The 14,628-nt window shown below is 68.6% G+C and carries 9 protein-coding genes; 5 read left to right on the top strand and 4 right to left on the bottom strand.

The window, feature by feature from the left end; translation table 11 throughout:
• Positions 1–176: 176 nt before the first annotated feature.
• Complete coding sequence (gene galU / locus MCBMB27_RS24580; RefSeq protein ID WP_043380421.1) at positions 177–1,046, bottom strand: UTP--glucose-1-phosphate uridylyltransferase GalU; 870 nt, start codon at positions 1,044–1,046, stop codon at positions 177–179.
• 175 nt (positions 1,047–1,221) lie between these two features.
• Here galU and galE point away from each other — a divergent pair, with 175 nt between their 5' ends.
• The 3 genes from galE to MCBMB27_RS24565 all read left to right on the top strand — a co-directional run bounded on the left by galE (position 1,222) and on the right by MCBMB27_RS24565 (position 4,933).
• Positions 1,222–2,214 carry a UDP-glucose 4-epimerase GalE gene (gene galE / locus MCBMB27_RS24575; RefSeq protein ID WP_043353807.1) on the top strand — a complete coding sequence of 331 codons (993 nt, stop codon included), beginning with the start codon at positions 1,222–1,224 and terminating at the stop codon, positions 2,212–2,214.
• Positions 2,215–2,218: 4 nt separating this feature from the next.
• Positions 2,219–3,412 carry a lytic murein transglycosylase gene (locus tag MCBMB27_RS24570; protein ID WP_075381484.1) on the top strand — a complete coding sequence of 398 codons (1,194 nt, stop codon included), beginning with the start codon at positions 2,219–2,221 and terminating at the stop codon, positions 3,410–3,412.
• A 93-nt stretch (positions 3,413–3,505) separates the two neighbouring features.
• Entirely contained in the window at positions 3,506–4,933 is a 1,428-nt protein-coding gene (locus MCBMB27_RS24565; RefSeq protein WP_075382094.1) for an SGNH/GDSL hydrolase family protein, read from the top strand.
• Positions 4,934–4,961: 28 nt separating this feature from the next.
• On the opposite strand, the gene MCBMB27_RS24560 is transcribed toward MCBMB27_RS24565, so the two are convergent.
• Together MCBMB27_RS24560 and gltB are read right to left on the bottom strand one after the other, a co-directional pair.
• Positions 4,962–6,395, bottom strand: coding sequence for a glutamate synthase subunit beta (locus MCBMB27_RS24560; protein WP_075381483.1), 1,434 nt, complete (start codon positions 6,393–6,395; stop codon positions 4,962–4,964).
• Between the two features lie 101 nt (positions 6,396–6,496).
• Positions 6,497–11,212, bottom strand: a complete 4,716-nt coding sequence (gltB, locus tag MCBMB27_RS24555) for a glutamate synthase large subunit (RefSeq protein ID WP_043380425.1) — start codon at positions 11,210–11,212, stop codon at positions 6,497–6,499.
• A gap of 538 nt (positions 11,213–11,750) precedes the next feature.
• Here gltB and MCBMB27_RS24550 point away from each other — a divergent pair.
• Positions 11,751–12,596 carry a hypothetical protein gene (locus tag MCBMB27_RS24550; RefSeq protein ID WP_075381482.1) on the top strand — a complete coding sequence of 282 codons (846 nt, stop codon included), beginning with the start codon at positions 11,751–11,753 and terminating at the stop codon, positions 12,594–12,596.
• A gap of 37 nt (positions 12,597–12,633) precedes the next feature.
• Here the strand turns inward: MCBMB27_RS24550 and fdhD are convergent, their stop codons facing one another.
• Positions 12,634–13,476 carry a formate dehydrogenase accessory sulfurtransferase FdhD gene (fdhD, locus tag MCBMB27_RS24545; protein WP_043380430.1) on the bottom strand — a complete coding sequence of 281 codons (843 nt, stop codon included), beginning with the start codon at positions 13,474–13,476 and terminating at the stop codon, positions 12,634–12,636.
• Positions 13,477–13,776: 300 nt separating this feature from the next.
• On the opposite strand from fdhD, the gene coxB reads away from it, so the two are divergent.
• On the top strand, positions 13,777–14,616 hold the full coding sequence (gene coxB / locus MCBMB27_RS24540) for a cytochrome c oxidase subunit II (protein ID WP_043348479.1): 840 nt from the start codon (positions 13,777–13,779) through the stop codon (positions 14,614–14,616).
• The last annotated feature ends 12 nt before the right edge of the window (positions 14,617–14,628 follow it).

Genomic DNA, 14,628 nt, shown 5'->3' with positions numbered 1-14,628 from the left:
CGCACAAGAAGCAAGGGCAAATCGTCGGATCCCGCTGCTCTGCGCGCATACCTGAACCGCGTGCGACGGACGCAAGACGCCCACGCTGCCTCCGGGTGAGCGATCGGCCCCGATCACCGCGTTCGCCGGTCGGGGCCTGGATCTGTGCGGTTCGGCAGCCGCGGAAATAGCGCGCCTTAGCCCTGACGCTTCAGGAGCTTCTCGATTTCAGCCTTCAGCGGCCCCGCGAGGTCGTCCCGATCGAGGGCGTAGGCGAGATTGGCCGTGAGGAAGCCGAGCTTCGAGCCGGTGTCGTAGGTCCGGCCCTCGTAGCGCATGCCGTAGAACGCCTGCGTCTCCATCAGATCGATCATGGCATCGGTAAGCTGGATTTCGCCGCCAGCGCCCTTCTTGCCATGCTCGAGAATACCGAAGATCTCGGGCTGTAGGATGTATCGGCCGGAAATGATGAAGTTCGAGGGCGCCGTGCCCTGCTTGGGCTTCTCGACCATGCCGGTGATCTGGAACGACTGACCGTAGGTCTCGCCGACGCTCACGATCCCGTACTGATGCGTTTCCTCCGGCTTCACCTCCTCGACGGCGATGATGTTGCCACCGTGGCGCTCATAGGCGGACAGCATCTGCTTCATGCAGCCGCGGCTGAGCATGTCGGGGAGCAGGACCGCGAAGGGCTCGTCGCCGACGATCTCCCGGGCGCACCACACCGCATGGCCCAGGCCCAGCGGGGCCTGCTGCCGGGTGAAACTCGTCTGGCCCGCCTTCGGCAGGTCCTTCTTCAGTTCCTCATAGGCGGCCGTCTTCCCCCGCTCCTGGAGCGTGTGGTCGAGTTCGAACGCCATGTCGAAATGATCCTCGATCACGGCCTTGCCGCGACCGGTCACGAAGATGAAGTGCTCGATCCCCGCCTCACGGGCCTCGTCGACGACATGCTGCACGACCGGCCGGTCCACGACCGTGAGCATTTCCTTCGGGACCGCCTTCGTGGCTGGCAGGAAGCGCGTGCCAAGGCCCGCGACGGGCAGGACGGCCTTGCGGATCGGTTTCATCAAACGGTAACCCCGGAACAGGATGGAGCGACGTGGTCGGCGGTGCCGTCAGTGAGATAGCTTAACGCGAGCCGTCGCAAGGGTTCTACGTCGATAGTATGAAGCAGCGGAGCGTAAATTTCCCGTCTGCAATCGCGTAATCAGGCTCGGCGGGACGGCGTCAGGGTGGGGGGTCATGGCGGTTCTGGTTACGGGCGGTGCCGGCTACATCGGCAGCCACATGGTGCTGGCGCTGCTCGATGCGGGCCATGAGGAGGTGATCGTCCTGGACGATCTATCCACCGGCTTCGACTGGGCGGTTCCGGAGGGCGTCAAGCTCGTGGTCGGAGACGTGGCCGACCAAGCCCTTGTCACGCAGACGATCCTTCAGCATCGGATCGATGCCCTCGCCCACTTCGCCGCCAAGATCGTCGTGCCCGACTCGGTGGCCGATCCGCTGGGTTACTACCTGTCCAACACGGTCAAGACGCGATCGCTGGTCGAGGCCTCCGTGCGGGCCGGCGTCCGGCACGTCATTTTCTCCTCGACCGCAGCCGTCTACGGGGAGCCCGAGGTCGTGCCGGTTCCCGAGGACCTGCCACTGAAGCCGATCAATCCCTACGGCCGCTCGAAGCTGATGAGCGAATGGATGATCGCCGATGCCGCGGCCGCGCACGGCTTCTCGTACGTGATTCTGCGCTATTTCAATGTGGCCGGCGCGGATCCTGAGGGTCGGTCCGGCCAGTCGACGCCGAATGCCACCCACCTCATCAAGGTCGCCACGCAGGCGGCGCGAGGACAGCGCGCGCGGCTCGACGTCTTCGGGACCGATTACCCGACCCCCGACGGGTCCTGCCTGCGCGACTACATCCAAGTCTCGGACCTCGCCGAAGCGCATCGTCTGGCCCTCGACCACCTCCGGTCGGGCGGCGACAGCCTGACGCTGAATTGCGGCTATGGCCGCGGTTACTCCGTGCTCGAGGTCATCGAGGTCGTGAAGCGTCTATCGGGCCGCGACTTTGAAGTCAGGCTCTGCCCGCGTCGTGCGGGAGATCCGGCCCGGATCGTGGCCGAGGGCGCGCTGATCCGCGAGCGTTTGGGCTGGCAGCCCCGGCATGACGATCTGGACGCCATCGTCGCTCAGGCCCTGGCCTGGGAGGAGCGCCTGGAAACGCGCAACCGGATCTGACTGAATGATGTCCCGCAGAGGGCTGCTCGCCGCGGCGGCCTGTCTCGCCGCGGGAGAGGTCCGCGCCGAAGATACCTTCCAGGCCTTCGTGGCAGCGCTCCGACCGGATGCGGCGGCGCGGGGCGTCTCCGCGCAGACCTTCGACGCGGCATTCCGCGGTATCACCGGCCCGGACCCCGGCATCCTGGCGCATACGCGCCGCCAGAGCGAATTCGTCCGGCCCGTCTGGGACTACCTCGTCGGCGCCGTCTCCCCCGGACGCATCGCGCGCGGACGCGCCCGTGCCGCGGCCGTCGCAACGACCCTCCAGGCCATCGAAACCCGCTTCGGCGTACCGGGGCCGATGGTCACGGCGTTCTGGGGCGTGGAATCGGATTTCGGGGCCAGCGCGGGCAGCGTTCCCACCATCCGGGCACTGGCGACTCTGGCTGCGGCGCGCCACCGCGGCACGATGTTTCGCGACGAACTCCTCGCCGCCCTCACGATCCTGCAGCGCGGCGACATCACGCCCGACCGGATGAGCGGCAGCTGGGCCGGGGCCATGGGACAGGTCCAGTTCCTGCCCTCCACCCATCTGGCACATGCGGTCGATTTCGACGGGGACGGGCGGCGCGACATCTGGGCCAGCGCGGCGGATTCGCTCGCCTCGATCGCGGCCTACCTCAAGGATCTCGGCTGGGATCCGACCCTGTCCTGGGGCTACGAGGTGCGCCTGCCGAAGGATTTCGACCTGAGCCGATACAGCGGCGAGCTCGGCTCGTTCGCCGAACGCGGCGTTACCCGCACGGACGGGAAACCTCTGCCCGGCCGCGGCCGGGCCAGCCTATTCCTGCCCGGGGGCCTCGGCGCCCCGGTCTTCCTGATCACCGACAATTTCGAGGTGATCCGAGGCTATAACACCTCGGATTCCTACGCTCTGGCCGTGGGCCACCTCGCGGACCGTCTCGGCGGCGGACCGCCGCTGGCGGCTCCCTGGCCGGCCGCAGGGGCGCGCCTCGACGGGCTGGGCCTTCGGGCCCTGCAGACCGGTCTGGCGGCCGCCGGCTTCTACGACGGTCCGACGGATGGCCGCGCCGGCCCGAAGCTGCGTGAGGCGGTGCGCCGCTATCAGATCAGCGTCGGATTGCCGGCTGACGGCTATGCCACGCCGGCCCTGCTCAGCCGGGTCACGGGACAGCCGGCCTCGCCGCGACGCTGATCCTCGCGAGAGGTTTAGACCCGCCGTCAGCTTCCACCTATACTGGGCGCGTTCCGAACGGGTTGGGTTCGGCGTACAGCGTACGGGATGCGCATGGTAGTCGCTCGTCGGCGTCACTCGGAACGCCCGTTGCTCCTCGGCCTCGCGGCCCTGCTGGGGCTCGCCGGTCTGTCCGTCCTCGGCGGGGGACCGGCCCGCGCGCAATGGGGCGACAGCTATCAGCAGCCCGGCGGCGGCACCTATTACGAGGCTCCACCGCGGCGTCGGCCACGGGATGCGTATTACCGTGATGACGGCACATACGGGCGCCAACCGCGATACGCGCCGCAGCAGGAGGCGCCGCGCCAGTTCTACTGGCCCTGGGAGGACAGGCCGCAGCCGGTGGCGCCACAGCCGGAGCGCACCTACCGGGCGCCACGCTCGCGTCCCCCCTATGCGACCGGGGAGGCACAACGACCGGCTCCCGCGGTGAAGCGGCGGGTCCGCCCGGCGCGGGCGCCGACGCCGCCGAAGCCGGCCGTCGCCAAGACCGAGCCGAACGTCCAGATCGCCGTATTCGGCGATTCCCTGGCCGACCACCTCGCGAAGGGCCTCGACGACGTCTTCGAGGACAATGCCGACGTCGCCGTGATCGACCGTGCCAAAGGCGACAGCGGCCTCGTACGCAAGGACGTGGTCGACTGGCCAAAAGTTGCCCACGATTATCTCCAGAGCAACGCGAAAGTGCGCTACGCCTTCGTGATGATGGGCGCCAACGATCGGCAGCCGATCCGCGACGGGGACGAGACGGTCGATCCGCTGACGGATCGCTGGCGTGCCCTCTATCGCGCACGGGTCGAAGCGCTGGTGAAGGTGTTCGTCGATCGCAAGATCCCGCTGATCTGGGTCGGATTGCCGCCGATGCAGAGCGAATCGCTGAGCCGCGATCTCGCGTCGCTGAACGAGATCGTGCGCGACAGCGTGACCAAGGCCGGCGGCACCTATGTCGATATCTGGCCGGGCTTCGTCGACGATCGGGACCGGTACGCGGCGTCGGGACCGGATCCGGAAGGACAGATCGCCAAGCTGCGCACCGCGGACGGTGTCCACTTCACCAAAGCGGGCGACCGCAAGCTCGCGCATTTCGCCGATGTCGAGCTGAAGCGCCTCATGGGCACCGTGCCGGGATCGGCCGAGCCTTCGCCCACCGCAACCGTTGCGCCGACGGCGCCGTCCTCGACCTCGGGGCCCAGCCTCGACGGGCCCGCGCCGGCGACCGACACCGCGGCGATCGATCGCCAGATCACCGCCATGCTGCCGAGCCTGCCGGAACCCCCCGGTGTGCCGGCGCTTCCGGTCAAGCCCGCGGCCGGCCCGGTGGTCCCGCTGAGCCGCATGGAGGTCTCGCCCGGCGGCGCCCTCCTGAACGGACGGCCGCGCGAGCCGGACAACCTCGGCACCGTGGAGCGGACGCTTCTGCGCGGAAACGCCCCCATGCCGCAGCCCGGCCGCGCCGACGATTTCCGCTGGCCGCCCGGCTGAGCCGGGCGCGCCTCTCTCTCGGTCGGCCTCAGCGCGGCAGGACGCTCGTGCCCATCAGGGTCTCGTCGATGGCGCGCGCCGCCTGACGTCCCTCGCGAATAGCCCAGACCACCAGGGACTGGCCGCGGCGCATGTCGCCCGCCGCCCAGATCTTCGCATCCGAGGTCTGGTAGTCGTCCTCGTTGGCCTCGACGTTGCCGCGCTTGCTCACGCCGATTCCGGATTGCTCCAGGAGGCCCTTCTGGACCGAGCCGGCGAAGCCGATCGCCATGAAGACGAGGTCGGCGGGCAGGACGAACTCGGTGCCGGGAATCGGCTGACGCTTGGCGTCGACCCGGGCGCAGACCACACCGGTGAGCTGGCCCTTCTTGTTACCCTGGAGCCGGAGCGTCGCGGCCTGGAACTCGCGCTCCGCCCCCTCAGCCTGGCTGGACGAGGTCCGCATCTTCGTCGGCCAGTACGGCCAGACGGTCAGCTTGTCCTCCCGCTCGGGGGGACGGGGGCGGATGTCGAGCTGCGTCACCGACAGGGCACCCTGGCGGAACGCCGTACCGACGCAATCGGAGGCGGTGTCGCCGCCGCCGATGACGACCACGTTCTTGCCGCCCGCCAGGATCGGCAGCTCGCCGTTGCCGCGCATCGGCTCGCTGCTGACCCGGCGGTTCGACTGGACGAGGTAGGGCATCGCGTAGTGAACGCCCTCCAGCTCCTGTCCCGGGAGCTGCGGGTTGCGGGGATCCTCGGCGCCGCCGCAGAACATCACGGCGTCGAACTCGGCCTTGAGCTCGTCCACCGACTTCGTCACGCCGATGTTCTGGTTGTAGTGGAAGACGACGCCCTCGGCCTCCATCTGGCGCACGCGCCGGTCGATGTGCCGCTTCTCCATCTTGAAGTCGGGGATGCCGTAGCGCAGCAGGCCGCCGGCCTTCGGCTCGCGCTCGAAGACATGGACGTCGTGACCGACACGGGCGAGCTGCTGCGCCGCCGCCATGCCCGCGGGACCGGAGCCGACGATGGCGACGCGCTTGCCGGTGCGGGTCTCCGCGGGCTCGGGCTTGACCCAGCCCATGTTCCAGGCCCGGTCGGCGATCGCCTGCTCGATCGTCTTGATGGCGACGGGCTGGTTCTCGAGATTCAGCGTGCAGGCTTCCTCGCACGGCGCGGGGCAGATGCGGCCGGTGAACTCGGGGAAGTTGTTGGTGGAATGGAGGTTGCGCGCAGCCTCCTCCCAATCCGACTGGAAGACGAGGTCGTTCCAGTCCGGGATCTGGTTGTGGACCGGGCAGCCCGTCGGGCCGTGACAGAACGGGATGCCGCAATCCATGCAGCGGGCCGCCTGTTTGGTCAGGTCGTGCTCGTCGAGCGGCAGCGTGAATTCGCGGAAATGCCGGACCCGGTCGGCGGCGAGCTGGTACTTCTGCTCCTGCCGGTCGAACTCGAGGAAACCTGTGATCTTGCCCATTGGTCAGCCCCTGGGCCGGCCAGTCCGTGACTGCGCTGCCCGCGTCGTCTCACTTCATGCGTGCGTGACCGGGCGGCGAACCGCCCGGTTCGGGTGTCCGCCTATTCCGCGGCCACCGGCATCCGCGCCATCTCCATCTCGCGCAGCGCCCGGCGGTACTCCACCGGCATGACCTTCACGAACTTGGTGCGGTAGCCGCTCCAATCGTCGAGGATCGCCTTGGCGCGGGGGCTGCCCGTGTACTTGAGATGGTTGGTGATGAGCTGCGTCAGCCGCTCCTCGTCGTGCCCGGACATGTCGGCCAGGATGTCGACCCGCCCCTTGGTCTCCAGATCGCCGTCCTGGTGGAAGCGACGCATCAGGTCGTCCTCCTCCTCGACCGGCTCCAGATCGACCATCGACAGGTTGCAGCGCGCCGAGAACGAGCCGTCCTCGTCGAGCACGTAGGCGATGCCGCCCGACATGCCGGCCGCGAAGTTGCGCCCGGTCTCGCCGATCGACACGACCACGCCGCCGGTCATGTACTCGCAGCCATGGTCGCCCATGCCCTCGACCACCGTGATGGCGCCCGAGTTCCGCACGGCGAAGCGCTCGCCGGCAGAGCCGCGGATGTAGCACTCGCCCGCGATCGCCCCGTACAGTACGGTGTTGCCGACCATGATGGTCCGATCCTGCGGCGACTTCAGCGCGTCGCTCGGCCGGATGATCAGCTTGCCGCCCGACAGGCCCTTGCCGACATAGTCGTTGCCGTGGCCCGTCAGCTCGAGGGTCACGCCGGCCGCCACCCAGGCGCCGAAGCTCTGGCCGGCGGTGCCGGCGAGCTTCACCACGATGGTGTCGTCGGGCAGGCCCTCGTGCCCATGCGCCTTGGCGACCATGCCGGACAGCATCGCTCCGGTCGCCCGATCCGAATTCCGGATCGTGTCGGTCAGGACCACGGGCTCGCCGGTCTCGATGGCGCGCTGGGCACCCGCGATCAGGCGACGGTCGAGGACCGTGTCGATCGGGTGATGCTGCACCTCCACGTGGCGGATCGCCGTGCCCTCGGCCACCTTCGGCCGATGGAACAGCTTGGTGAAGTCGAGCCCGCGCGCCTTCCAGTGGGCGATGGCGTCGACCTTGTCGAGCAGGTCCGAGCGTCCGACCGCTTCCTCCAGCTTGGTGAAGCCCAGCGACGCCAGGATCTCGCGCACCTCCTCGGCCACGAAGAAGAAGTAGTTCACCACGTGCTCGGGCGTGCCCTTGAAGCGCTTGCGCAGCACCGGATCCTGCGTGGCAACGCCCACTGGACAGGTGTTCAGATGGCACTTGCGCATCATGATGCAGCCGGCGGCGATCAGCGGCGCCGTCGAGAAGCCCATCTGGTCGGCGCCGAGCAGGGCCGCGATGATCACGTCGCGCCCGGTGCGGATACCGCCGTCGGCCTGGAGGGCGACGCGCCCGCGCAGGCCATTGAGCACCAGCGTCTGCTGGGTCTCGGCCAGCCCGGTCTCCCACGGCCCGCCCGCATGCTTGAGCGAGGTCAGCGGCGCGGCACCGGTGCCGCCGTCGAAGCCCGAGATCGTGATGTGGTCGGCCCGCGCCTTGGCGACGCCGGCCGCGACCGTGCCGACACCGACCTCGGAAACGAGCTTCACCGACACGTCCGCCGACGGATTCACGTTCTTCAGGTCGAAGATCAGTTGGGCCAGATCCTCGATCGAGTAGATGTCGTGGTGGGGTGGCGGCGAGATCAGGCCGACGCCCGGCGTGGCGTAGCGGACCTTGGCGATCTTGGCGTCGACCTTGTGGCCGGGCAGCTGGCCGCCCTCGCCGGGCTTGGCACCCTGCGCGACCTTGATCTGCATCATGTCGGAATTGACGAGGTATTCCGTCGTGACGCCGAAACGGCCGGACGCAACCTGCTTGATCGAGGACCGGCGCGAGCGCCCGTCCGGCAGCGGCTTGAACCGCTCGACCTCCTCGCCGCCCTCGCCGGAGTTCGAGCGGCCGCCGAAGGAGTTCAGCGCGATGGCGAGCGTCTCGTGCGCCTCCTTGGAGATGGAGCCGTACGACATGGCGCCGGTGGCGAAGCGCTTGACGATCTCGGAGGCCGGCTCGACCGACTCCAGCGGGACCGGCTGACGGCCGATCTCCGGCGCCGACTTGATCCGGAACAGGCCGCGCAGCGTCTTGAGCTGGTGCTCCTGGCGGTTCACGAGATCGGCATATTCCCGGTAGCGCTCGGGCACGTTGAGGCGCACCGCGTGCTGCAGCGTGGCCACCGTGTCCGGCGTCCAGGTGTGGGTCTCGCCGCGCAGGCGGTAGGCGTACTCGCCGCCGACATCGAGGGCGTTCCGGTAGACCGGCGCGTCCCCGAAGGCGTCGCGGTGACGGCGCACCGTCTCCTCGGCGATCTCGGCCATGCCGACGCCCTCGATGGTCGTCGCCGTGCCGAAGAAGTCGCGGCCCACGAAGGTCGAGTTCAGGCCGACCGCGTCGAAGATCTGGGCGCCGCAATAGGACTGGTAGGTCGAGATGCCCATCTTGGACATCACCTTCAGCAGGCCCTTATCGATCGCCTTGATGTAGCGGTAGATGATCTCGTCGTCGGTGAGATCCGGGGGGAACTCATCCTTCATCTCAAGCAGCGTCTCGAAGGCGAGATACGGGTTGATCGCCTCGGCGCCGTAGCCCGCCAGGCAGGCGAAGTGATGCACTTCGCGCGGCTCGCCCGATTCGACCACAAGGCCGACCGAGGTCCGCAGCCCCTTGCGGATCAGGTAATTGTGGACGGAGGCCGTGGCGAGAAGCGCCGGAATCGGGATCCGGTCCGGCCCGACCGCCCGGTCGGTGAGAACGATGATGTTGTAGCCGCCGCGCACCGCAGCCTCGGCCCGGTCGCAGAGGCGGTCCAGCGCCCCGTCCATGGCCTGCGCGCCCGACTCGGCCGGGTAGGTCATGTCGAGCGTCTTGGTGTCGAACCGGTCCTCGAAATGGCCGATCGAGCGGATCTTCTCCAGGTCACCGTTCGTCAGGATCGGCTGGCGGACCTCCAGGCGCTTGCGCCGGGAGGCGCCTTCCATGTCGAGCAGGTTCGGCCGCGGCCCGATGAACGACACGAGGCTCATCACGGCCTCCTCGCGGATCGGGTCGATCGGCGGGTTCGTGACCTGCGCGAAGTTCTGCTTGAAGTAGGTATAGAGCAGCTTCGACTTCTCGGAGAGCGCCGACAGCGGCGTATCCGTGCCCATCGAGCCGACCGCCTCCTGGCCGGTGACGGCCATGGGCTGCATCAGCAGCTTGAGGTCTTCCTGGGTGTAGCCGAAGGCCTGCTGGCGATCGAGCAGGCTGACGTCGCCGCGCGACTCGCGCGGCTGCACCGGGCGCAGATCCTCCAGGACGATCTGGGTGTTCTTGACCCAATCGGCATAGGGGTGCGCGGCGGCGAGCTCGCCCTTGATCTCCTCGTCCGAGACGATGCGCCCCTTCTGCAGGTCGATCAGCAGCATGCGGCCCGGCTGGAGGCGCCAGGATTGCACGATCTTCTCGTCCGGGATCGGCAGGGTGCCCATCTCGGAGGCGAGCACCACGAGGCCGTCATCGGTGACGATGTAGCGGGCCGGGCGCAGACCGTTCCGGTCGAGGGTCGCGCCGATCTGGCGGCCGTCCGTGAAGGCCACGGCGGCGGGGCCGTCCCACGGCTCCATCAGCGCGGCATGATACTCGTAGAAAGCGCGCCGCTCCTCGGTCATCAGCGGATTGCCGGCCCAGGCCTCCGGGATGAGCATCATCATCGCGTGGGCGAGCGGGTATCCGCCCTGCACGAGGAACTCGAGGGCGTTGTCGAAGCAGGCGGTATCCGACTGCCCTTCGTACGAGATCGGCCACAGCTTCGAGATGTCGTTGCCGAACAGGTCGGAATCGACGCTCGCCTGACGGGCGGCCATCCAGTTGACGTTGCCCCGCAGCGTGTTGATCTCGCCGTTATGGGCGACCATCCGGTACGGGTGCGACAGCCGCCAGGTCGGGAACGTATTGGTGGCGAAACGCTGGTGGACGAGGGCGATCGCCGAGACGAAGCGCTTGTCCTTCAGGTCGAGGAAGTAGCCGCCGAGCTGCGTGACCAGCACCATGCCCTTGTAGACGATGGTCCGGGACGACACGGAGACCGGGTAGAACTCCTTCACCCGCGGGTCTTCGAGGGCGTAGACCTTGTTGGAGATCACCTTGCGGGCGACATAGACCCGGCGCTCGAACGCGTCCTGGTCGGAGACCGAGGCCGGCCGGCCGATGAAGACCTGACGGTGATGCGGCTCGGTCGCCTTCACGGCCTCTCCGAGATCCTCCGGATCGACCGGCACGTCGCGCCAGCCGAGCAGCGGCAGGCCCTCGGCGGCGAGCGCCGATTCGACGATCTCCTGAATGATCGCCCGCGGCTCGTCCGCCTTCGGCATGAAGAACTGGCCGATCGCGTACGAACCCGCCGGCGGCAGCTCGAATCCGAGCCGCGAGCATTCATCGGCGAAGAAGCCGTGCGGAATCTGCGTGAGGATGCCGCAGCCGTCGCCCATCTTGGGATCGGCGCCCACCGCACCGCGATGGTCGAGGTTCTCCAGGATCTTCAGACCCTGCGCGACGATCGCGTGGGTCCGGCGGTCGTGCATGTCGGCGATGAAGCCGACGCCGCAGGCATCGCGCTCGTTCGCGGGATCGTAGGAACCCTCGGCTTTCGGAAGGGCGGGATCGCGCACGATGAGCGGCGTCGCGCCGCCGCGCGGGGCGGCAGCCTGGGCCGTGGACGCAGCAAACTCTTCGGCAGCCCTGCGTTGTGACATGCTTCGTCTCGTCCTTCCCTCGAACCCGTCCGCAGCCAAGAACCCGCGAGCATGTTTCATGCCCGCAAGCCGTCGGCGCCCGGCGCTTCGGCCTCTTGCCGCAGGCCATCCGGCCGGTCCGGGTGGACACGTCCGTCGGCTTGCGTTCATCGAGGACCCAGACCGCTCAGGGAGCGGTGCGCTGGCGCGCCCGTATCCGTCAGCCGAAGAACTCGCCCGCGCGCGAGACGGCGACGGCCGGGGTGCACGGCCGATGGGACAGTTGTGCTGTCCTAAGTCGCAAAACTGCCAGATTGAAATGTTTTCAGCAAGAGACTGCTGGCGGCTGCGGCGTCGCCGCTCTGGATGAGGGGGCGGACCCGGCTCCCGGCCTCCGCAATCTCGCCCGAATCGCGGGTTCTACCGGGCAGGCCGAGCACAAGCGGCATGCGGGGCAACGACCTCGCCGGCATGGTCGAGGTCCGGGTCCACCGGCCCGGACCATGCCGGAACCGGACACTCTGCCGGGTCTCCAAACCGAGAACGCACAAGAGTGACGATGAAGAGCAGAGTTGCACGCCTCCGACGACCGACGATCCTGACGCTGGGCGCGGTCGTCCTATCGGCCGCGACCTGCCTGGGTGCATCCAGCGGCGCCCACGCGCAATTCGCTTTCGAGGATGAGGTCCTCCCCCCGCGCGTCGTGGCTTGGCGCCTCGCAGACCGCGGCTTCAGCGGCCTGAGCCGCCCGCGCTTCGACGGGCGGGTCTACGTCGTCGAGGCCGTCGGCCCCGCCGGCGTGCCGGTGCGGCTCTTCGTCGATCCGATGACAGGGGCGATCGTGGGCCGCCAGCGGACGGGCGCGCCGGAAACCTACGCGCGGCTTGAGCGGCCCACACCCGGATTCGGCTGGACCGAGGACGAGGCCCTCCCCCGTCGCGCGATCCGCCCGGCCCCGCCCGCCGAGGACCCGATGGCGCGACCGCAGCGCCGACCGGGTGGCGAAGCCTTCCGACCGGACGTCAATCCCGACGGGCTCAACCCCGACGGCGTCGTCCGCAGCGCTCCGTCCAGAAAGGTCGCACGGGCGACGCCCGCGCGCACGCCGGAGCTGAAGACGCCCCACCGCACCTCACCCGAGGCGCCGGCCCCCAAGATCGCTCCCGCCGACACGGCCAAGAGCGATCCGAATCCGCCCTCGGCGCCCGAGACCAAGGCGGCATCGATCGAGAAATCCCCCTCGCCGGCCCCGACGACGCCTGCTGCAGCACCCTCGAAGCCGGCCGGAGCCCCCGTCGCGGACGCGGCCAAGCCGGCCGTGAAGGACTGGAAGGACCCGCCGTCGGACAAGAAGCCGGTGCGGGTGATCGGCGGCGCCACCATCGTCCCGGGCCCGTCCGAATAGGCGCGCAGGCTCCGGCCTCGGCGTCACCCGCCGGTGCTCAGCCGCCGGCGGTCAGCCTCTCTGCGCCCGTGAAGACCGTGACGGTATCGGCTCGCGCGATGGCGCAGAGCGTCAGGCCATAGGATCGGGCACGTTCGAGGGCCAGCGACGTGGGTGCCGAGATGGCGACGATCACAGCCGCGCCGAGCCGTGCGGCCTTTTCAACCATCTCGAACGAGCAGCGGCTGGTGATGACGAGAAAGCCCTCGTCCGCGGGCGTGCCCGCCCGCATCAGGGCGCCGATCAGCTTGTCGAGGGCGTTGTGGCGGCCGACATCCTCACGGACCGCCGCGAGGCTGCCGTCGCGGCGAGCCCAGGCCGCCGCGTGAACGGCGCGCGTCTCCGCGCCGAGCACCTGCGCCCGATCCAGCTCGGAGAGCGCTCGGGCAATGGCCGGTAGAGCGATCCGGACTTCGGACGCGGCCCGCCCCCCGGCCCGCGGCAGTTGCGCTAGATCCTCGATGCCACAGACGCCGCAACCGGTCCGGCCGCTGATGGCGCGCTTGCGCGCCAAGTGCTCGCGAAGCCGACCGGGCGCCAGATCGACGTGAAGGCGCAGGCCGTCCTCGGCCATCTCGACCCGGGTCGCGCGGATCTCGTCAACGCTGTCCACGATCCCTTCCGTGAGGCTGAACCCGTAGGCGAAATCCTCCAGATCGGCGGGCGTCGCCATCATCACCGCGTGCGGCACGCTGCCGTAGACGAGGTTGACCGGCGCCTCCGCTGCGAGCGCCCGCATGTCCGGCTTCGGCGCCGAGCCGTCATAGGCCATCACCTGCATGGACACCGGCACCGCGCAGGGCGGCAGACCGGACGTTCGACTTCCGGTTTCCGTCGACATCTCGAACTCCGATGGGGTGATACGAACGGCCGGCGATGGCTCATCCCCCGCGCCATGCGACCGTGAATGATTTCGCCGTTCCCTAGTGCGCCGACGCCACGAGACACCGCCAACTGGCTGGAAAGCGCGCGATGCGACGCTTGTGCGGTTGCACCTCGCCGGCCCTTGTGGTCTGAAGCCCCGGTCGGATAATGCCGGGTGACACAACCGGTACTCCGTCACGTCGGTACAATCCCGCACGCAGTCAAGACGGGACGGTTCGGCGGCAGCCAGATAGTTCAAGGGAGCCACGAGAGGCAGATGCGGACGGTGCGGACGATCAACCGGTCACTCTGGAGCCTCGCCGCTCTCGGCGCCCTGCTCTTCCCGATATCAGGCGCGCAGGCTGCGGGCTTCGGTCAGCCCGTGCCGTGGGAGATGGACCGGCAGATTCCGGTCACCGACAACGCGCGCGACATCCTGAACTTCGAAATCGGCCTGCACTGGCTGTCCCTCGGGATTTCCGTCTTCGTCCTGGGGCTGATCCTCTGGTGCATCTACCGCTTCAGCGAGAAGCGGAACCCGACGCCGTCGCGCACCACGCACAACACCGCCATCGAGATCGCCTGGACGATCGTGCCGGTGCTGATCCTGGTCGCCGTCGCAATCCCGTCCTTCCGCCTGCTGCGCACGCAGCTCTCGGATCCGAAGGCCGACATGATCGTCAAGGTCATCGGCCACGCGTGGTACTGGTCCTACGAGTACCCGCAGACCGAGGCCGGCGGCGGCTTCACCTTCGACGCCAACATCGACGAGGACAAGCAGCCGCGCCTGCTCCAGACCGACAACGAGATGGTCGTTCCGGTCAACAAGATCGTGAAGATCCAGGTCACCGCTGCCGACGTGCTGCATTCCTGGGCCATGCCGGCCTTCGGCTTCAAGATCGACGCCGTTCCCGGCCGCCTGAACCAGATGTGGTTCAAGGCCGACAAGGAAGGCACCTTCCACGGTCAGTGCTCGGAGCTGTGCGGCCAGCGCCATGCCTACATGCCGATCGTGGTCCGCGTGGTCAGCGAGCAGGCCTATGCCGAATGGCTGAAGGAGGCGAAGACCAAGTACGCCCGCATCGACAACGGCACGAGCTTCGCCGAGGCCCGCTGAGCCCCGGCTGAC

It is taken from the genome of Methylobacterium phyllosphaerae, assembly GCF_001936175.1.
Lineage (GTDB): Bacteria > Pseudomonadota > Alphaproteobacteria > Rhizobiales > Beijerinckiaceae > Methylobacterium > Methylobacterium fujisawaense.
The sequence above is the reverse complement of the archived record's forward strand: the minus strand, read 5'-3'. Positions and strand labels throughout refer to the sequence as shown.

Bases quoted from the DNA above. Each gene is read 5' to 3' on its own strand.
- galU (WP_043380421.1), bottom strand. From the start codon at position 1,046: ATGAAACCGATCCGCAAGGCCGTCCTGCCCGTCGCGGGCCTTGGCACG.
- galE (WP_043353807.1), top strand. From the start codon at position 1,222: ATGGCGGTTCTGGTTACGGGCGGTGCCGGCTACATCGGCAGCCACATG.
- MCBMB27_RS24570 (WP_075381484.1), top strand. From the start codon at position 2,219: ATGATGTCCCGCAGAGGGCTGCTCGCCGCGGCGGCCTGTCTCGCCGCG.
- MCBMB27_RS24565 (WP_075382094.1), top strand. From the start codon at position 3,506: ATGGTAGTCGCTCGTCGGCGTCACTCGGAACGCCCGTTGCTCCTCGGC.
- MCBMB27_RS24560 (WP_075381483.1), bottom strand. From the start codon at position 6,395: ATGGGCAAGATCACAGGTTTCCTCGAGTTCGACCGGCAGGAGCAGAAG.
- gltB (WP_043380425.1), bottom strand. From the start codon at position 11,212: ATGTCACAACGCAGGGCTGCCGAAGAGTTTGCTGCGTCCACGGCCCAG.
- MCBMB27_RS24550 (WP_075381482.1), top strand. From the start codon at position 11,751: ATGAAGAGCAGAGTTGCACGCCTCCGACGACCGACGATCCTGACGCTG.
- fdhD (WP_043380430.1), bottom strand. From the start codon at position 13,476: ATGTCGACGGAAACCGGAAGTCGAACGTCCGGTCTGCCGCCCTGCGCG.
- coxB (WP_043348479.1), top strand. From the start codon at position 13,777: ATGCGGACGGTGCGGACGATCAACCGGTCACTCTGGAGCCTCGCCGCT.